This window comes from Desulforamulus reducens MI-1 (assembly GCF_000016165.1).
Lineage (GTDB): Bacteria > Bacillota > Desulfotomaculia > Desulfotomaculales > Desulfotomaculaceae > Desulfotomaculum > Desulfotomaculum reducens.
This window is the reverse complement of the sequence record NC_009253.1, coordinates 2920136-2938806: the sequence shown is the minus strand read 5'-3', so window position 1 is coordinate 2938806 and position 18671 is coordinate 2920136. Positions and strand designations below refer to the sequence as shown.

Genomic DNA, 18671 nt, shown 5'->3' with positions numbered 1-18671 from the left:
ATGATGAACCTATGATTTATTTTGTTGGAGCAGGTCCCGGGGACCCAGAGTTATTAACAGTTAAAGCCTGGCGGCTGTTACAACAGGCTGACTTGGTCGTTTATGCAGGCTCCCTCGTGCCACAGCAGGTCATGGGCTGCTGCCGGGAAGATGCCCGGTTGGTGGATAGTGCCCCGCTGGTTTTAGAGGACATAATTTCCCTTATGGTGGAATATCATGGCCGTAATCAGTTGGTAGTGCGACTGCATACAGGAGATCCTAGCATTTATGGGGCCATTGGAGAGCAAATGGAAATTCTAGATAAGATGGACATTCCCTACCAAATCGTACCCGGGGTCAGTTCCTTTCTGGCCGCTGCAGCGGCTGTTAAAAGGGAATATACGGTGCCCGGAGGATCCCAGACGGTTATTATTACCCGCCTAGCAGGACGTACACCGGTACCAGCAGAACAGGAATTGTCCGGCTTAGCCCGACACAGGGCATCGTTGGCCGTCTTCCTTTCAGTGGGTATGGTAGAAAAAGTGCGGCAGGAATTGCTGCAGGGATATGAGCCAAACACACCGGTGGCAGTGGTGGAACGGGCTTCCTGGCCTGAGGAGAGAGTATGCCGCGGTACACTCCAGGAATTGGCTCAACTGGTGGAGAGGGCTGGCATCAAACGTACCGCTCTGATCTTGGTGGGTGAATTTTTAACTTCAGGAGGTCGTTCTTTACTTTACGATGCGGGATTTGAGCATGGCTATAGAAAAGAAGAATAGGGTTGCTGTACTGGCCCTGACTGGTGGGGGAGCCAGGCTGGCCCAAAAACTGGTTTGCCTACTAGAGGATGCTGATCTTTATCTGCCGGAGCGGCTTTCCAGTGATGTGGACCTTTCCCATACCGCCTTTTATAGGAAATGGCAGGCAGTGGTTAAAATGATCTTTCGACAATATAGTCAATTAATTTTTATTATGGCCACAGGCATCGTTGTCAGGACACTGGCACCGCTGCTTCAATCTAAAAGGACTGACCCCGCTGTGGTGGTGCTGGATGAAAAGGGCCAGCATGCTATCAGTCTACTTTCAGGTCACCTGGGAGGTGCCAATGTCCTAGCCCAGAGGATCGCAGTACTTATCGGTGGCACAGCCGTTATTACCACTGCCACTGATGTGGTGGGTGTACCTTCCCTGGATGTGCTGGCCAAGGCACTGGATTGTGGGGTTTACCCTTGCCAACGGATAAAGTTATTTAACCGACTTTTGGTGGAGGGAGAACCCGTGCAGATTGTTTCCCCCTGGGCAGTAAAGCCAGAGGTTATGCAGGGTTTAACATTATCTCAACCTGATAATAACCGCCCTAAAGGTCCTGTGGTACATATAACCAATCATTTGGTGCAGCACAAGGGAGAACCGAGATTGATGTTAAGGCCGAAGAATCTGGTGGCCGGAGTGGGCTGCCGTAAAGGGGTAAGTGGAGAACAGATTGTTACCGCGGTCAAAGGGGCCTTCCGGTTGGCAGATTACAGTCTGCTCTCCCTAAAATCCCTGGCCACAGTGGATCTAAAAATGCAAGAACCTGGATTACTTCAAGCAGCCAGTTATTTTAGGGTTCCTTTAATTGAAGTTACCAGGGAACAAATCAAGAATCTTTCCGTGCAATATACCCAATCAGATTTTGTTAAAGAGCAAATAGGAGTTGGTGGAGTATGCGAACCGGCAGCCATAACAGCCAGTGGAATGGGGCAAATCAAAGTACCCAAGCAGAAAATAGGACCTGTGACAGTGGCCATTGCGGAGGCCAAATTGTGGTGGTGGGACTAGGACCCGGCAACCGTGAAACCTTTACGGAGGAAGCTCTGGGGGCTATCCAGTCTGCCCAGGTTGTGGTGGGGTATCATACTTATTTAGATTTAATACCAGATTTAATTGAGAAAAAAGAAAGGGTGGCTACCCCCATGCGGGGTGAGGTTGCCAGGGCACGGCAAGCTGTGGAATTGGCCTTGGAAGGAAAAGCAGTGGCTGTTGTCAGCAGCGGTGATCCAGGTATTTATGGCATGGCTGGACTGATCCTGGAGGTTGCCGAGGGGCAGGTTCCGGTGAAGATCATTCCGGGTATTACCGCTGTATCAGCGGCTGCGGCTAGCCTGGGAGCCCCTCTAATGAATGACTTTGCTGTTATTAGTCTGAGTGATTTATTAACCCCCACTGAAATTATGTTTAAACGGGTGGAGGCAGCAGCAGCAGGGGATTTTATAATTGCTTTGTACAATCCCCGCAGCCACGGTCGCCCGGATAATATAAAAATTGCCAGAGAGCTTATGCTAAGGCACAAGGCACCCTATACACCTGTAGGTATTGTACGTATGGCCCGACGGGGGGAAGAGCAAAGAACTATAACTACCCTGCAGGAAATGTTGAATCATGAAATTGATATGCTAACCACCGTCATTATAGGTAATTCCCAGACTAGGGTGGTAGGGGGCCTCATGGTAACTCCCAGGGGGTATCATTTGTGATTCTAGTGCTGGCCGGCACGCTGGAAGGCAGAAAAACCGCTACACTGTTGCAAGACGCAGGGTTTAAGGTCATGGCTTCTACGGTGACAGATTACGGTAGTGACCTGCTACAGCGTCAGGGAGTACAGCAGATCCGGGTAGGGTCCTTGGATAAAGCTTCGCTGGAGGATCTCCTGTGCCAGGGAATGCAACTTTTGGTGGATGCCACCCATCCCTTTGCAGCAGAAGTCTCTAAGACGGCCATGGATGCTGCCCAGTCAGCGGGAATTCCTTATTTGCGGTTGGAGAGACCTCAAACGAAACTTCCTGTTCATCCCCTGGTATATACTTGTAGCGACATGGACAGTAGTATTAATAAGGCTTTGTCCCTGGGCAGGGTTATTTTCTCAACTCTCGGCAGTAAAAACCTACCGATTCTCATGGCTACAGCCAAGCAAATCGGCGTAAAGGTGGTGGCCAGGGTTTTACCAGAGCCATCGGTCCTTGCCAGCTGTACTCAGTTGGGATTAACACCTGGGGAGATCATTGCTTTGCAGGGGCCTTGCAGTACGGAACTGAATCAAGCTTTATATCAACAATACAAGGCAGAGGTTGTAATTACAAAGGATAGCGGCAGTGTCGGTGGAATTCAGGAGAAGGTTGATGCGGCCCTTCATTTAGGGATACCCATTGTTATCTGCCAGCGGCCCCGCTTAAACTACCCCTTGGTACTGCATTACCCGGCTGAAGTATTGCAGTATTGCCAAAAACTTTTTTAGGAGGGCTAGCATGCAGGAAGGCGTTATAGTATTGGCCCACGGCAGTCGTTATCCGAAGGCAAACCAGGAAATCTTTCAAATTACCGAGCAGGTTAAGATCATAGGAGGAATTACTTCGGTGGAAACCTGTTTTCTTCAGTTCGGACAACCGACACTCCCCCAAGTGGTAGAGGAAATGAATCGGACAGGGATCAAGGCAGTAACGGTTGTACCCTTACTTTTAGCAGTGGGCAGCCATATCCAGGAAGATTTACCGGAGCTGCTAAAGGAACAAAAGAAGCGGTATCCCCATATGACCTTTCGGTTGGCGCCCCACCTGGGGGCTGATCGTCGAATTGCAGAAATTGTTATAGATCGGATGAAACAAGGAAGTGAAATCAAACATGAGTTTTAAAGATGTCATTTGGCAGCCTCAGGAGATTGAACGTGAAAGTATGCGACAGGTGGCTGAGTTTCTTCTTCCTTTAAACTTAACGCCGGGGGAAAAGGCTGTGGTTGGCCGGATCATTCATACCAGTGGGGATCCGGATTTAGGGGCACAGGTACGTTTTCATCCCCAGGCTGTGGTAAAGGGACTGGAGGCTTTACAAGCCGGTGTCGACATCTATACAGATGTTACCATGCTGCAGGCAGGTATTAACAGTCGTCGACTGGCGGAATTAGGTGGTCAGGTGCACTGTGCAGTACACAGTTTAGAAGTGGTGGAAGAAGCCAGGGAACGAGGCATTACTCGTTCGGCTGTGGCCATGGAGAGGTTCGGCAACCGATTAAATGGTCAGGTGGTGGCCATAGGCAATGCCCCCACCGCTTTATTTGCTTTGATGCGAATGATTAAAGAAGGCTTGCAACCGGCCTTGGTTGTAGGTATGCCAGTGGGCTTTGTGGGGGCGGCCCACTCCAAAGAATTGCTGTCGCAGATGGATGTACCCAATATTACCCTTTTAGGTACCCGGGGTGGTAGTCCCTTGGCAGCGGCAACCATAAATGCACTGCTGTATTACAAATAAGGGAGGTGCTCCTTTGGCCCTGGCAAAAACCATTATGATTCAGGGGACATCTTCCCATGTGGGGAAGAGTTTACTTTGTACGGCCCTTTGTCGAATTTTTAAACAGGACGGTTTTCATGTGGCACCCTTTAAGGCCCAGAATATGGCCCTGAACAGCTATGTAACCTTAACCGGAGGAGAAATTGGGCGGGCCCAGGGAGCCCAGGCAGAGGCAGCTGGGATAGCAGCCACGGTGACCATGAATCCTGTATTAATTAAACCGAAACAAGACTTAAATGCCCAGGTTGTGGTGTTAGGAAAACCCCTGGCAGATATGAGTGCCAGGGACTACCGGGCAAATTTTTTGCCAAAGGCTGTCAATCTGGTGGGTCAATGTATTGAGGAACTGCGCCGGGAATTTCAAGTACTGGTTATTGAAGGGGCTGGCAGCCCCGCGGAAATTAATCTGAAGGATCGGGATATTGTTAATATGCGAACTGCTATATTGGCAGATGCCCCAGTGATATTGGTGGCGGATATTGATCGCGGAGGTGTCTTTGCTTCCCTGGTGGGGACCTTGGAACTATTGGAACCCCATGAACGTCAAAGGGTAGCAGGCTTTATTATTAATAAATTTCGAGGCGATATTGAACTGCTCAAACCGGGTTTAGAATTTTTGGAGCAGCGTACCGGCAAACCTGTACTTGGCGTTATTCCTTACCTGCACGAGCATGGTATTGAGCAGGAAGATTCCGTTGCTTTGGAGGGAAACAAAAATGTTTCCTCCGGGTCTGAGATAGATATTGCCGTTGTCAAACTTCCCAGAATATCCAATTTTACAGATTTTGATTTGATCGGACGGGTGCCAGGGATTTGCCTCCGTTTTGTGTGTCCTGGGGACCCCATGGGGACACCCGAAGCCGTGATTCTTCCAGGTACCAAGAATACCATTGAAGATTTGCAGTACCTAAAGGAAAAAGGCACCGATCAAGAGATTATTGAATTAGCAAGAAAAGGCATACCTGTTGTAGGAATTTGCGGTGGATATCAGATGCTGGGGAAAATGCTTTATGATCCATGGGGAACCGAAGCAAGTTTAGAAAGCATAACGGGCTTAGGTCTGCTGGATATAGAAACAACTTTTTTCAAAGAAAAGCAAACCCACCGTTGTAAGGCGAAAATTACTTGCACAGAACTAAATTGGTGTGGTATAACTAACCAGGAAATAACCGGCTATGAAATACATACTGGCCAGGTTAAACTGGGTAGGGAAGCCAAACCTTTGCTGCAAATAACCCAGCGCTCCGGTAATATTGTTGCTCTGCCAGATGGTGCTGTGGGTAACCAGGGACACATTTGGGGTACCCACCTGCATGGTTTGTTTGATAATAAAGCCCTGCTATTGTCCTGGGTGAATTCTTTACGAGAACGTAAGGGATTATCAAGGCTAACCCTGGCAAAATTACCGGATAATCGGGAAGAGAAGTATGATAATTTGGCCGAAGCTGTGCGACATCATCTGAATATGAAACAACTTCATCAGATGATGGGCTTAGGGGAAGGGAAACCATGACAAGTCTTATCCTGCTAGCATTGCTCACGGATCTCCTTGTGGGAGACCCCAGGAATTTTCCCCACCCGGTTGTCATAATAGGAACCCTGATTCACAGGTGCGAAACTATAGTACGAAAATTTGCCGGAGGACCTACCGGGTTACGGCTGGGCGGTATACTGTTGGTTTTAGGAGTCGTAACTATCACCTTTATGGGAACCTGGATACTGATTAGATTGGCGGAAATGATCCATCCCTATCTGGGTTTGATAGTGCACCTGTGGTTACTTTCTACCACACTGGCAGTGAAGAGTTTGAGTCAGCATGCCATGGCAGTGGCCGAACCCCTAGCCAGGGGTGATTTAAATACTGCCCGTTCTAAGGTTGCCCTCATTGTTGGACGGGATACCGATAAATTAAATGAACGGGGAATTGCCCGGGCCACTGTGGAGACCGTTGCGGAAAACACCGTTGATGGTATTATTTCACCGCTCTTTTATGCTTTTATTGGGGGTGCACCCCTGGCCATGGTCTACAAGGCAATCAACACAATGGATAGCATGATTGGCCATCGAGATGAAAAATATCTTCATCTGGGCTGGGCTGCTGCCAGGCTAGATGATCTGGCCAACTACCTACCGGCAAGATTGGCAGGTTTCCTTTATCCATGGTTGGCTGTATTTTACCCCGGGGGCTTTTTTGCCACTGTGAGGGCAATTCTTCGAGATGCTCCTAAACATCCCAGTCCCAATAGTGGTATTCCTGAAGCTGCGGTGGCCGGTGCACTGGGAATCCAATTGGGGGGTACCAACCACTACCGGGGTCAGGTATCCCACAGGTCGTTGATGGGAGAAGATAAATTGCCACTATCTTATGGCCATATTCCACAAGCACTGAGGCTTACCTATGGTGTTACGGCTCTGGTGGTAGCAGGTGGTGTGATATTGGATAGTATATTCCATTAGGAAACAGGAGGCATTTTCTTGTTTAGCTCTTTACGGCTGGCAATTAGTTTTTTAACGATCTTTCCTTTTTACAATAAAATGGCAGATAACAAGGAATTGGCACAATCTGTGTCGTATTATCCTCTGGTGGGTTTTCTGCTGGGTTCCATTGCTGCAGGAGTCTGCTATGCTATGCACTCCATAGGTTTAAACTTGGCAGCAGATGTTCTTGGACTTGTGACAATAATCACACTCACCGGGGGACTGCACCAGGATGGACTGATGGATACAGCCGATGGAATCTTTAGTGGGCGCGAACTTCACAGAAAGTTAGAAATTATGAAAGATAGCCGTGTTGGGGCAATGGGTGTCATTGCTTTAGCTACGGTGTTACTTCTAAAAATAGCTTTTCTATTTGAACTTGATTTGGCACAAAAGCTTACAGCTTTTATAATGGCCCCAATGGCTGGTCGCTGGGCGATGGTTCTGGCCATTACCCGCTATCCCTATGCCAGAGCCACGGGTGGCTTAGGAGCCTGTCTTAAACAAGCTGGCAAAACCCAGTTAGCACTAGCCACTTTAATACTGGTAGCCGGCTGTTTGTGGTTGTTTGGCCTTCCAGGACTGGCCCTGCTGGGGATAGTATTCTTCATTACATGGCTTACCGTGGAATTTATTGTGAAAAGATTAGGTGGCATGACAGGTGACACCTACGGAGCTTTAGGGGAGATGATTGAAACGTGGGTGATTTTTCTTATCCTATTGGGTCAGCAAATCAGAATGCTGTAGTTTTCCGCGGTATAGCCACTGCTCCAGGTACCTGTGGCGAGCTGGTACAGGGTACCATCAAGGGAGAACCCTTTCTTATTACTTGCCCCATCGATTTATGGAGTGAAGTAACAGTTGAACTGAGCGAGTTTGAAGATCATAATAGGGAGCTGGACAAATCCTGTCGTGCACTAAAAATGACGTTAGAATACTTGGGAAAGCCATATTATCTGGGTTCCATCAAAAGAAATTCTCTTTTGCCGGAAAGTAAAGGAATGGCTAGTAGTACAGCTGATATTGCTGCTACCTGCCTCGCCACTGCCAGAGCCTTTGGTCAAGAACTGGAACCAGAAACCATTGCTAAAATTGCTGCCCGAATTGAACCCAGTGATGGGCTGATGTTCCCGGGAATTACTATCTGCAATCATTTAACCGGTGAATCAAAAAAATATTTAGGGCAGGCTCCTCCCCTAAAACTGGTTATTGCGGATCCTGGAGGGACGGTGGATACCATTCTCTTTAACCATCGTAAAGATTTGGCCAGTAAGAACTTTCAAAAGGAACCCATGGTACGTCAGGCCACTGAGTTAGTAACTCGGGGATTATTAACCGAGGATTGGGAAATGATGGGACGAGGTGCCAGCATCAGTGCCCAGGCTAATCAGGTGGTATTGCCTAAGCCGCATTTGGCCCAGTGGAGACAATGGGCTTCGGAAGTGAAGGCCCTGGGTGTACTGGTGGCTCATAGCGGCACCGTCATGGGAATGATTATGCACCCCGACGGAGTGGATGCAGCGGAAGCTGCCGAATACATTGGTGGTAAGAAACCGGAGTGGAAGGTTTGGCATACATCGATGGTTAGCGGTGGGCTAAGGTAGAGGGGGTGCCTATGCAAAAACATGGTGGAAACATCTGGCTGGCAGCAGAGACCTATGGACTAAAAGAGGAAGCATTACTGGATTTTAGTGCCAATATTAACCCCCTGGGGCCATCGCCTCTGGCTCTGCAGGCTATGCAACAAGCACTGGTTCAGATTAAGCATTACCCGGAACCCCAGGCAGAAACTTTGCGTAAGGAAATATCCTTGGCATCCGGCCTATCAGAGGAAATGCTGATTCTGGGGAATGGTGCAGCAGAACTCATCTATGCCCTGGGCAGGATAATAAAACCTCGCAGGGTTTTATTACCAGCCCCTACCTTTAGTGAGTATGCCGATGCCTTTGGGGAAATTGAACAAGTTTACATTCCTTTGGACAGGAACAACTGTTTTACTCTGGACATCGAAGCAGTGGGCCAGCAGCTAAAACCGGGTGATTTAGCAATCGTTTGTAATCCCAATAACCCCACCGGACAACTGGTATCAAGACAACACCTAAAGAGTTTAGCGGCACGGGTTCAAGCCATCGGGGCTGATCTTTTGGTAGATGAAGCCTTTATGGATTTTGTCTCACCGGAACAATCTCTATTGCAAGAGATCCCTTATAATAGCCACTTGTATGTTTTACGTTCCTTAACCAAGTTTTTTGCCATACCAGGGCTGCGTTTGGGTTACTTGGCCACATCGCCGGACGTCATTGAAACTTTAATATCTGTCCTACCACCCTGGCGGGTGAATCTAATGGCTCAGGCGGCTGGAGTTGCCTCCTTGCGGGATAAGCAATATGGTGCCCGCACGTTGGAACAGATGAATCGCTTAAGACCCCTGTTGGCAGAAAGTCTGGCCTCCATCCCAGGCCTTAGACCTCTGTCTCCCACAGCAAATTTTATCCTGGTGGACTGCCGGGAAAGCGGCTATTCAGCGAAGGAAATACAAAATTTCCTGGGGCCCAAGGGAATCTTGATACGTCAATGTGAAAATTTTGTTGGTTTGGATGGTTATTTTTTTAGGGTGGCGGTACGGTCAGAAGAAGACAATGAAAGGTTATTACAAGCTTTACGTGAATTACTGCAAAAAAATAAAAGAATCCTTTAGTTCTTTATCAACTAAAGGGTTCTTATTGTTTTTTTAGTTTATAAAAATATAAAGCAAAGATGATAAAGATAGACCATAAAGAATATACAAAATACCATTTTTTTAGCATATCAGAAAGTATAAAACTTTCCGATATGCATAAGGGCAAACTAAGGCTCCGCCGACGTCTAAAGACTTGGCGAAGCCAAGTTTTTCTAATAAACCCAAGAGGAATTTTATTCCTATATGTTTAAATTCTTTAGTTGTCCAGAAAAAGAAAAATGAGTAGGTAAAAAGATGGTAAATATACGAATTACCTCACCTCTAAAAATCTTTTTGGTATCCTTTTTAGCCATGACCATTGCTATGGCTACACTGGCCTATGCCACCTACCAGGCCTGCTACGACATTTTGGCCAAGGACCTGGGCCTACGGGCCCAATTTTCGGCTCAAGTTGCGGCAAGTCTTATTGAAGTGGATCAGGAACTCGTAAATCAAATGAAGCAATTGGATATCCTAAGCTCCCGGAATCACGTTGCAGCAATGGAATTCAAGCGAAAAATGGCACCCCTGTTAAAGCACAGTGACATTAAATATATTTATGTCGAGACTAAGTTGTCAGGCAGTGAAATACGGTATTTTGTAAGCCCTGAGGAGGAAAAACTATATGCACAGCCACCGGGAACACCCATGGAGTATTTTTATGTCCTGACCAGTGAAGATGAAAGTGGCTATCGAAATCGAGATCGCTATGATGTTGCCAATCCTTTAAGAGAAAGGGCCTATGTAGAAAGGGTACCTACCTATGGCCTGGACACTAACAACAGATGGGGTAGTGTGATAACTGGTTATCAGCCTCTTTTTGACCATAATAATCAATTTATTGGTTTACTGGGTGTTGATATTGCATTGCATCAATTTGACCGTTCAGTCTGGTATGTAAAAAACATTGTAATTATGAGCTTTGGCATTATCGTGTTGTTAGGGGGTATCATTCTCTTTTTTGCCTCAAAGATACTAAGCAAGCCCCTATACATGGATGAATTGACAAAATTGTTTAACCGGGAATACATGAAAATTCGTTTAGAGAGCGAAATAAGACGGGCCAGGCGGAATAAGCTTCCTCTTAGCTTTCTCATGCTGGATCTGGACTATTTTAAAAGTATTAATGACTGTTTTGGCCATCAAACAGGTGATTTAATATTGAAAAAAATCTCTGAATTAATCTGTGTATCCCTAAGGGAAGAAGACCTTGCCTTCCGATATGGTGGTGAAGAAATAGCCATTTTGTTACCGGAAACCGGACTTTATGAAGCAAAGATTGTGGCAGAAAGGTTACGTCAGGTCATTGAAACAAACAGTTTGTATGTTAATCATTATGAGGAGCCTATTCATGTAACCATCAGTATTGGCCTTGCTGAACTGGCAGCAAAGGATACACAGGAAACTTTGATTAAAAAAGCAGATGATGCGTTGTACCTGGCGAAGAAGAAGGGTCGCAACTGCTATCAATGCATTGAGGAATCTGGAAAAAACCTTTCTCCGGAATAATGCTCCGGAGTTTTTTATTTTTACTTTTTGTCGGGTATCATAGGCATAAGAAGTTGGCTAATACCCTATGCTATGGTAAAGTTTATGTGCAGTTAAAATATGTTTGGAGAATGATACCGGGGAGTGTTCTGTATTGGTTGTTAAAGACAAGGAACAGCTTAAGACCTATATTCTTCAAGAGTTGCCGGAGGACAAACCGGTTTCACTGGTTGATCTGGTACTTAAGCTAAGATTAAAGCCCCAGCTTCTTCTGGCAGCTTTACAGTCTTTGGTGGCAAGCCACCATCTTAGGGTTGCCAGGCTTCGCAGCAACGGCGAAGAGGCAGAAACTGTGTGGTTGGCTCGGAATGAAGTAGCGGAACAGGAACTGGCTACCGCAGGAGTTGGTGACTGGAGTTACAGTCCTCAGTTGGTGGCAGTGCGCCAGCGAAAGTTAGCAGCACTACTGGGTGATGATGCCAGGGGTAGCATATTGCGCCTATTAAGGGATGGCCAGCCTAGAAATTTAGCCCAAATTAAGCTCGAAGTAGGAAACGAGGAATTACCCTCCCTGCGGAATATGGACCAGGTGGTTGAATTGCCGGATGGTCGATTTACACTCAAGGACACAGCTCTAGGAAAGGCAGAGATGGAAAGACGTTATCAGCAGCTAAAGTTGCTTAAGGAGCGTCAGGCCTTTCAGGAGAAAAAACTTAAGGAAATCTTTATTGATGGTAACGTAAGACTAAGCAGGGGAGAATTGGCTGAGGCTTTAGGTGGAGAATTACTACCAAAGGTAAAATTTCCAATTTTAAGATTAATTAGTGGTCATTACGCAGTGGCCGACAGTCCTGCGGCTTGGGAAGACACTGCCCAATACCTCACAAGAAATGGCCCCCTTACGATGGATGATTTTATTCGGAAATTTAGAATTCATGGTACCCTGGTGGCCTCCCTCCGTGCTGGTAAGGAAATTCACCCCTTTATCATTTTACCCGATGGTAAGTTAACCACAGTTACAACCATCGAAGGGAAGGCTGAACTGGCACGTAGAGAAATGGGGAAAGGTCTAAGGGAAAAATTGGAGGAAATTTATAGGCAACAGCCTTTCTTTACTCTGGGGCAGGTTCTGGAAGTGCCAGAGCAGCGGGAAGTTGCTACCAAGATGATACAAGCAGCTGGGGCATATCGCATTTATATTAACGGTGTGGGACTTTGGGCCTCTCCTTATCCTCACCCGCCCAAAGTCATCGTGCAGGAATTAAAAAGGTTGACCGGCATCCATCTGGAGGCCAACGAGGGGCAAGATATTGTTCCTCTTACCTGGCTTGCTTCCCGATCAATGTCTGTGTCAGAGGCTGCCGACCGATTAAAACTGGGTGAAGAGGATATTTTAAATCTTTACGAGTTGGAGGAATTGGGTTCCTTCCGTTTGGGTAATAGTACCCGTCTGTGGCGGGATGAAGTAAAAACCATTAAGTACCGCCCTGATTTACATAAAATTGTAAAAAGGGCGGCTAAACTAACCACATTAGAAGCAGCTGACCTGCTGGATACTACACCAGAAAGGGTGCGCAGGTTGGTGAGAGAGGGTTATATTAATCCTGTTGGTGAGATTGAAGCAGAAAATGGTCGATTGGGAATCCTAGTTCGACGTGGGGATATTCAGGCCATCAAAGAAAGATTTGCCGGCATTGAACATGAATGGTCCCTGGCAGCCAAGCAACAAAGACGTGAAGCAGCTCAGTTAAGTGTTGCTTTGCGCAAGGAAAAACCCCCGGCCGGTAAAAAACGACCTCGCCGGGCAGTGGCAGCTCCCCCTCCTTTACTGGGACAGGTTACCTTAGATCAGTTTCAGGAGCAAGCTGTTACAGCAGCCTTAGCAGGGCGCAATGTTCTGGTGGCGGCTCCTACCGGCACAGGAAAGACCGTGATTGCCGAGAGATTAATTGAAGCAGTTATTGCGAAGGGTAAGTCTGCTGTTTATACATCGCCATTGAAGGCCTTGAGTAACCAAAAGTTTGTGGATTTTCGCAATGTTTTTGGTCAGGATAGGGTTGGTTTGGTTACTGGAGACATTTCCATTAACCCCTATGCACCACTTTTGATTATGACTACTGAAATTTTTCGGAATCGGTGTTTTTCTGAGCCCGAAGGGCTGCAAGATGTAGCCTGCGTGGTATTTGATGAAATTCATTACTTAGACGACCCGGAACGGGGAACCGCCTGGGAGGAAAGTATTATCTTTGCTCCGGCCCATGTAAAATTCCTAGGGCTTTCCGCTACGGTACCCAATATTCAAGAGATTGCAGATTGGATGGGTGAAGTCCGGGGTGAGCAGGTAGAGGTTGTGGTGGAAACCAATCGGGCTGTGCCGCTGGCTATTAATTGGCTCAATTCCGAGGGTATCATTCTAGACGAGGATGAAGCCAGAGAATATATTGAAGAGGCTATTCGCAAGCGTTCCCAAGAGAGGAAGGCCGAGCGAGTTGCCAGAGAAATGGCCAGGGAATTAGCAAGGGCGGAAGATGTGGAGCAAGGAAACGGGAGGTGGAAGAGACGTGGAGCGCGCCGAAGCAGAAAACCCATCCATCGCCATTGAGGCTGTGCAGGATAACCTGCCTGCGCTGTACTTTGTTTTTGGTCGGGCCCGTACAGAAGAATTAGCATCGGAAGTGGGGCGGGAGTGGGATTTTTTATTCCCCGATGAAAAGAATGAGGTATTAAAAGCCATTACGGATACAGAGAAAGAACACCCGGAAATCTTCCAAAGGGGACACCGCCGGGTGTTGAGGAAACTATTACAACAAGGCATTGGCTATCACCATGCTGGTCTGTCGCCAGTGCTGAAAAACTTAGTGGAACGCCTTTATGAGAATCGACTTCTTTGGGTATTGTTCTGTACTGAAACCTTTGCCGCCGGGGTAAACTTTCCGGCAGCCACCACATTGTTCCATTCCTGCCGCAAGTGGGATGGCAAGGAATTTCGAACATTAATGAATCGGGAGTTTTTCCAGATGGCTGGTCGGGCTGGTCGCCGGGGCTTCGATCGGGTGGGCCATGTTTATATTCGTATTGATGATAAATTTCCTGACCAAACAGGTTTCTTTGATGAAGCCGAGGTTGAATCGGTTTATGGCCGATTAACCATTTCCCCCAATACTGTTTTAAGCCTGTTAAAATGGAAAACCGATCAGGAGATTGACCAATTTCTAACCCAAAACTTTTCCGCCTATCAGGAACGGCGGTCTGAGCGAGAGATTAAAACCCTCCTGGAGGAGATCGACCGGCAGGTGGCAGAGTCTAAAAGTTATTTCTGTGAGTTCCGGGAAGATGCCACTTGTCCTTTGCAGCGACGGAAGCTGATACGGGAGCAGAAACGACTGAGTTCATCCAAATATAAAAATAGACCGGGTTCTCAGGAAAGAATCGCTGAAATAAAACAAATTCTTGGTCAACAGAAGACCCAAAGATGCTTACATGAGGTTTGCGTGGATGCCAGGGACCAGTTGGACGCTTTGGGCTATCAGCGGGCTGGTCTGGTGGGGCAGATGAACGTGATTAAGCAGCAGTCTCAAAAATATATCAATGAATATCATCATGTAAAAAGTATTTTGGAAAGTCTGGGCTACATCAAGGAACGAGAGTTCTACCCCAGGGGTAATTTTGCTTTGGAACTTCATGTGCAGGAGATTTTGGTAACGGAACTGGCTTTCTCAGGTTTACTTGAGGATTTGCCCCTGGAGGTGGTGGCAGGGATTCTGGCAGGGGTTGATTATATACCTGGGCGCCGTGAGTTTGTGCCCGCACCACCCTATGACCCCACACCAGTGCAAGAGATCACGGAAGAGTTGTTGAATGCCGGTGTGCCCCCACAGTTTGTGGTTTGGTCCAGCACCCCTGGGTTTGTGGCCCATGCCTGGTATACCGGACAGGGACTTGACTTCCTGCTGGAAAATACCAGTCTCCAGGAAGGTGATATTGTTTCTATCATCAGGAGATTGATTGATTTACTTCGGCAAATTGATGACGCCAGTCACAGCAACCCTTCCCTCCGGGAAAGAATACGGGAAATGCGTCGAATAATTGACCGGGATGAAGCGGCTGTAGTCTTTTAAACTCAAGGCAGGTTTTATACCTGTCTTTTTTAAAAATTAAAAATAAGCTAATGTCTGCTAAAATAACCCACCTGTCAGTTATTTGACGTATATTATTGAATAGCAATTGGGGTTGTGAGCGGCGGCAAATATGGCAAGATGTTTGTACAGGAATTTAATGGTTAAAGTATTAAAAAGCCACCGGGATTTAAATAACCGGTGGCTTTTTAACGTTATACTAGATTTTGTTCTTTATTGATAAGTTTTAAAAGGTAAGCAGCTGCCACCATTTTGGCATTAATAACATCCGGGCTTTGTTTTTGGATTAGTTCCATTTGATCCTGCAGCGTACATCCTTCCCTGGAGCAACGGAACAATTCTTCACTGATAACTTGCATACTCTCCTGATTTTCTGCATAACTGATAGCTGATGATAAAACATCCTTCAATACAGTGTTTTGAGTTTCTTTATCTAGGTCCACCGGCAGGTTAACCTTTAAGCCTCGACAAATATCCATCAGAGCCACAAGAATATATTGTTCCAATGTAGGAAGCTGGGTGTTATCGTTGCTCAAATGTGGTCACCCCCCATAATATTTACCTCCAGTTTACCATATTTTCCCCTTAAGTGATAGTTTAGTCAGTAAAGTAAAATCTTCAGGCGAGACAATTTTGAATTATTTCTAAAAAAACATATTTTTACAGCGATAATAATACTTATTTACCTGGTTTAAGGGAAAAATAAAAAAAATAAAACAAGGGGGATTTAAAAAATGACATTACCCCAGGGCATGCGTTCCATTCTTGCTTATTTCCCTTCCAGTACCAAAGCGGAAGCTGCAGTAAAAGAACTAAAGCAAATGGGAATTAATGAGGTATCTTTGGACCGAATTTCCCGTTACGGGGTTAGTAATGATGCGGCAATTAATAATGGATTGAATGCAGAGACTTTAACAGGTTTAACCATATATTCAGCTAATACCAGCCCATTGGAGAATAACGATACAAGAGTTTTAATGGGTGCTGATCCTTCTAATTCCGGCATGGCTGCTGATAATTATGGCATTGCAGGGGGTAAAGCATTTTTAGTAACGGTAGTGACAAGCGATGAAATGGGTGATAAAGCTTCTCAAGTATTGAAAAAATATGAAGGTTCCTTCTAATCTTTCTAACTTCGGAGGTGTTGTTTTATGGAAAGAGAAGTGAAAGACCTTGTAGAAGTTACTGCCCCCAGAGAAGGTTCTTTGAAGAGCACCTTTACTGATGCCCAAATAGGTACTTTTCATTCCGGCTATGTTGATAGTTATGATGAGGCAATGCAGCTTCTGGAGAAGCACGACCTCACTGTAAAAAGGAGTAATAATAAAGGTAAGTACAAATGGAAGAACCACTAAAAGTGATTCTTTTTATTTTAGCAGGGTGTCTAGTTTTTTAAAATGTGGTTAAACTGGCTATATCTAGAGTTTTTACGGAGGGCTGGTATGAAAAAGGTTGTCAGTGTCAGTTTAGGATCTTCCAGAAGAAACCATGTGGCAAGGGTCGAGATTTTGGGTGAGGAATTTGAAATTAGCCGTACTGGTACCGACGGAAATATGGATAAAGCCATCTCCATTCTAAAAGAATTAGACGGTAAGGTAGATGCCATTGGGCTGGGCGGTATTGATGTCTACTTGTATGCAGGAAACACCCGTTATGTTTTACAGGACGGTCTACGCTTGTTAGAAACAGTAAAAAAGACGCCAGTGGTTGATGGTAGTGGGTTAAAAAATACCCTGGAACGGCAAGCCGTGGAATATATGGGTGCCCAAGGTTTGGTTAAGCAAGATACACGGGTACTAATGGTCAGTGCAATGGACCGCTTTGGCATGGCAGAGGCCTTTGCCAAGATCGGTTGCCAGCTAACACTTGGGGACTTGATGTTTTCCTTGGGTATTCGCCTACCTTTGTACAGTTTAGAGAAGTTGCACAACATTGCTTCAAAACTAATGCCTGTGATTTCACGATTACCCTTTCGGATGCTGTATCCTACAGGACAAAGTCAGGAAAAACAGCATCGGTTCAACAGTAAGAAATATGCTAAATACTATGACGAGGCGGAAGTGGTGGCCGGGGATTACCATTTTATTCGGAAGTACCTGCCGAAAAAATTAAAGGGTCAAATGATTCTGACTAATACCACTACCCGGGAGGATGTGGAAGAATTGATGGACCGTGGAGCCAGTGCATTGATCACCACCACGCCAGAATTTCAGGGGCGTACCTTTGGTACCAATGTTATGGAGGCCGTTTTCCTGGTATTGTTAAAAAAAGCTTGGGAAGATGTTTCGGCTGAAGATTATAGCCAATTGCTAAGGGAGTTAAATTGGCAGCCAAAGGTAATTCGCTTTAAGAAAGAGTCCGCTGGAGATATGCAACAGGTTGAAAAAATTGGATAGTTTTCACACTAAAAAAAACCCGGTGCAATGCACCGGGTTTTTTTTATAACCCAAGGGCTTTGTACATTTTACTATCCACAAAATTATCCATTGGCAAGCCATTGGCCTTTCGAAACTTCTTAATACCTGCTTCCATACTGTAACCAAAGATGCCATCTATCTGGGCTTCATAATAGCCAAGCCTTTTTAAAGTGCGTTGTACTTCAAATACATCGGCACCTCTGTCACCCCGAACTAACTTTTTATGTCCATGGCCTGGAACACCAAAGGGGCTGCCGATTAAATACACTGGTGTTCCCTTAGGAATCCAAGGATAAAGCTTTTCTACACTGGAATTATGCATGCGAATGCAGCCGTGGCTGGCATAGCTACCAATGGAAAAGGGTTTGTTAGTGCCATGAATACCATATTTTCCCCAGGGAACGTTTAATCCCAGCCAGCGGGTACCAAAACCAGTGCCCCAATTGGTAGCTTTATGTACAACCTGCCAACTGCCAACCGGTGAGGGGGTGGAAGGTTTACCACAGGCTACATTAAATTGTGTATAGGGTTTACCATCAGATAGTACGGTAAGTTTACGGGTGGTTGTATCAATAATAATGGCCATATCACCAGTTGGCGGAAGAGTTTTTTCTGATTTTGTAACAGGTTTTTCCAGATTGAGGGCCAGAGAGTGCCAAGTTTCCCAATCAACTACCCCGTCATTTTTTAAGTAATGGTCTTGCTGATATTTACGTAGGGCTCTTTGGGTAAGGGAGTCATAAATACCGTTGGTAGGGCCGTTATAGTAATTCAGGGCCTTTAGTTCTTCCTGCAAATCTACAACATCCTTCCCTTGCATTGGAGGGTTAGCAGGTAGCAATGTTCGGTCAATATCCTCATTCATGGGGCAACAACTTTGACTTGAATCATATCCAACTGACAGAGCGGCAGATGGGTGAAAGATAAATAAAGTAAAAAAAAACACCAGTGAAATAGTAACTTTGAGCATAGAACCCTCCTTTATAATACTTTATAAAAATGGTTGATACTGATTAAAATATTTACCTTATGAACTACTCTTATGCGTGTTTTCTATCATAGTTAAATGTTGTAGAATTTAATCCTTAAATTTCCATATGATTTCCGTAACAAAAATTAGAGGTATTTCGTCAT

General features: G+C 45.9%; 19 protein-coding genes. 17 read left to right on the top strand and 2 right to left on the bottom strand.

Features of this window, described 5'->3' with window-relative positions; translation table 11 throughout:
* Positions 1-11: 11 nt before the first annotated feature.
* The 14 genes from cobM (at position 12) to DRED_RS14400 (ending at position 15102) form a co-directional block, all read left to right on the top strand.
* Entirely contained in the window at positions 12-758 is a 747-nt protein-coding gene (gene cobM / locus DRED_RS14465) for a precorrin-4 C(11)-methyltransferase (protein WP_011879012.1), read from the top strand.
* Positions 736-1800: a cobalt-precorrin 5A hydrolase gene (locus DRED_RS14460; RefSeq protein ID WP_011879011.1), complete on the top strand. Its 1065-nt coding sequence runs from the start codon at positions 736-738 to the stop codon at positions 1798-1800. Before cobM ends, DRED_RS14460 begins: the two co-directional genes overlap by 23 nt.
* On the top strand, positions 1785-2495 hold the full coding sequence (gene cobJ / locus DRED_RS14455; protein ID WP_011879010.1) for a precorrin-3B C(17)-methyltransferase: 711 nt from the start codon (positions 1785-1787) through the stop codon (positions 2493-2495). Before DRED_RS14460 ends, cobJ begins: the two co-directional genes overlap by 16 nt.
* Positions 2492-3253, top strand: a complete 762-nt coding sequence (gene cobK, locus DRED_RS14450; protein WP_011879009.1) for a precorrin-6A reductase — start codon at positions 2492-2494, stop codon at positions 3251-3253. Before cobJ ends, cobK begins: the two co-directional genes overlap by 4 nt.
* A gap of 10 nt (positions 3254-3263) precedes the next feature.
* Positions 3264-3647 (top strand): sirohydrochlorin chelatase, encoded by a 384-nt coding sequence (locus tag DRED_RS14445; protein WP_011879008.1) that lies wholly within the window; start codon positions 3264-3266, stop codon positions 3645-3647.
* The gene (locus DRED_RS14440; protein ID WP_011879007.1) at positions 3637-4260 is read left to right on the top strand and encodes a precorrin-8X methylmutase; all 624 of its coding nucleotides are present in this window, start codon (positions 3637-3639) and stop codon (positions 4258-4260) included. The genes DRED_RS14445 and DRED_RS14440 overlap by 11 nt, the downstream gene beginning before the upstream one ends.
* 13 nt (positions 4261-4273) lie before the next feature.
* Positions 4274-5812 (top strand): cobyric acid synthase, encoded by a 1539-nt coding sequence (locus DRED_RS14435; RefSeq protein ID WP_011879006.1) that lies wholly within the window; start codon positions 4274-4276, stop codon positions 5810-5812.
* The gene (gene cbiB / locus DRED_RS14430) at positions 5809-6756 is read left to right on the top strand and encodes an adenosylcobinamide-phosphate synthase CbiB (RefSeq protein ID WP_011879005.1); all 948 of its coding nucleotides are present in this window, start codon (positions 5809-5811) and stop codon (positions 6754-6756) included. Before DRED_RS14435 ends, cbiB begins: the two co-directional genes overlap by 4 nt.
* A gap of 18 nt (positions 6757-6774) precedes the next feature.
* A complete protein-coding gene (gene cobS / locus DRED_RS14425) occupies positions 6775-7524 on the top strand; it encodes an adenosylcobinamide-GDP ribazoletransferase (RefSeq protein ID WP_011879004.1) in 750 nt (249 codons plus the stop codon).
* Entirely contained in the window at positions 7476-8381 is a 906-nt protein-coding gene (locus tag DRED_RS14420) for a GHMP family kinase ATP-binding protein (RefSeq protein ID WP_011879003.1), read from the top strand. Before cobS ends, DRED_RS14420 begins: the two co-directional genes overlap by 49 nt.
* A gap of 11 nt (positions 8382-8392) precedes the next feature.
* Positions 8393-9475 (top strand): threonine-phosphate decarboxylase CobD, encoded by a 1083-nt coding sequence (cobD, locus tag DRED_RS14415; RefSeq protein WP_011879002.1) that lies wholly within the window; start codon positions 8393-8395, stop codon positions 9473-9475.
* Between the two features lie 276 nt (positions 9476-9751).
* Positions 9752-11005 (top strand): GGDEF domain-containing protein, encoded by a 1254-nt coding sequence (locus DRED_RS14410; RefSeq protein ID WP_011879001.1) that lies wholly within the window; start codon positions 9752-9754, stop codon positions 11003-11005.
* A 103-nt stretch (positions 11006-11108) separates the two neighbouring features.
* Positions 11109-13586, top strand: a complete 2478-nt coding sequence (locus DRED_RS14405; protein ID WP_238442534.1) for a DEAD/DEAH box helicase — start codon at positions 11109-11111, stop codon at positions 13584-13586.
* The gene (locus DRED_RS14400) at positions 13546-15102 is read left to right on the top strand and encodes a helicase-related protein (RefSeq protein ID WP_041274652.1); all 1557 of its coding nucleotides are present in this window, start codon (positions 13546-13548) and stop codon (positions 15100-15102) included. The genes DRED_RS14405 and DRED_RS14400 overlap by 41 nt, the downstream gene beginning before the upstream one ends.
* A gap of 212 nt (positions 15103-15314) precedes the next feature.
* Here DRED_RS14400 and DRED_RS14395 read toward each other — a convergent pair whose 3' ends face one another.
* Positions 15315-15656 carry a hypothetical protein gene (locus DRED_RS14395; protein ID WP_011879000.1) on the bottom strand — a complete coding sequence of 114 codons (342 nt, stop codon included), beginning with the start codon at positions 15654-15656 and terminating at the stop codon, positions 15315-15317.
* A 198-nt stretch (positions 15657-15854) separates the two neighbouring features.
* Here DRED_RS14395 and DRED_RS14390 point away from each other — a divergent pair, with 198 nt between their 5' ends.
* From DRED_RS14390 to DRED_RS14380, 3 genes are all read left to right on the top strand, one after another.
* The gene (locus tag DRED_RS14390) at positions 15855-16244 is read left to right on the top strand and encodes a hypothetical protein (protein ID WP_011878999.1); all 390 of its coding nucleotides are present in this window, start codon (positions 15855-15857) and stop codon (positions 16242-16244) included.
* Between the two features lie 27 nt (positions 16245-16271).
* Entirely contained in the window at positions 16272-16475 is a 204-nt protein-coding gene (locus DRED_RS14385; RefSeq protein WP_041274651.1) for a hypothetical protein, read from the top strand.
* Positions 16476-16562: 87 nt separating this feature from the next.
* Positions 16563-17516 carry a hypothetical protein gene (locus tag DRED_RS14380; protein WP_011878998.1) on the top strand — a complete coding sequence of 318 codons (954 nt, stop codon included), beginning with the start codon at positions 16563-16565 and terminating at the stop codon, positions 17514-17516.
* Positions 17517-17559: 43 nt separating this feature from the next.
* On the opposite strand, the gene DRED_RS14375 is transcribed toward DRED_RS14380, so the two are convergent.
* The gene (locus DRED_RS14375) at positions 17560-18507 is read right to left on the bottom strand and encodes a L,D-transpeptidase family protein (protein ID WP_011878997.1); all 948 of its coding nucleotides are present in this window, start codon (positions 18505-18507) and stop codon (positions 17560-17562) included.
* Positions 18508-18671: the final 164 nt, after the last annotated feature.

What these genes read in the sequence shown, in the direction of transcription:
- cobM (WP_011879012.1), top strand. Translation starts at nt 12, where the DNA reads ATGATTTATTTTGTTGGAGCAGGTCCCGGGGACCCAGAGTTATTAACA.
- DRED_RS14460 (WP_011879011.1), top strand. Translation starts at nt 736, where the DNA reads ATGGCTATAGAAAAGAAGAATAGGGTTGCTGTACTGGCCCTGACTGGT.
- DRED_RS14445 (WP_011879008.1), top strand. Translation starts at nt 3,264, where the DNA reads ATGCAGGAAGGCGTTATAGTATTGGCCCACGGCAGTCGTTATCCGAAG.
- DRED_RS14440 (WP_011879007.1), top strand. Translation starts at nt 3,637, where the DNA reads ATGAGTTTTAAAGATGTCATTTGGCAGCCTCAGGAGATTGAACGTGAA.
- cbiB (WP_011879005.1), top strand. Translation starts at nt 5,809, where the DNA reads ATGACAAGTCTTATCCTGCTAGCATTGCTCACGGATCTCCTTGTGGGA.
- cobD (WP_011879002.1), top strand. Translation starts at nt 8,393, where the DNA reads ATGCAAAAACATGGTGGAAACATCTGGCTGGCAGCAGAGACCTATGGA.
- DRED_RS14410 (WP_011879001.1), top strand. Translation starts at nt 9,752, where the DNA reads ATGGTAAATATACGAATTACCTCACCTCTAAAAATCTTTTTGGTATCC.
- DRED_RS14390 (WP_011878999.1), top strand. Translation starts at nt 15,855, where the DNA reads ATGACATTACCCCAGGGCATGCGTTCCATTCTTGCTTATTTCCCTTCC.
- DRED_RS14385 (WP_041274651.1), top strand. Translation starts at nt 16,272, where the DNA reads ATGGAAAGAGAAGTGAAAGACCTTGTAGAAGTTACTGCCCCCAGAGAA.
- DRED_RS14380 (WP_011878998.1), top strand. Translation starts at nt 16,563, where the DNA reads ATGAAAAAGGTTGTCAGTGTCAGTTTAGGATCTTCCAGAAGAAACCAT.
- DRED_RS14375 (WP_011878997.1), bottom strand. Translation starts at nt 18,507, where the DNA reads ATGCTCAAAGTTACTATTTCACTGGTGTTTTTTTTTACTTTATTTATC.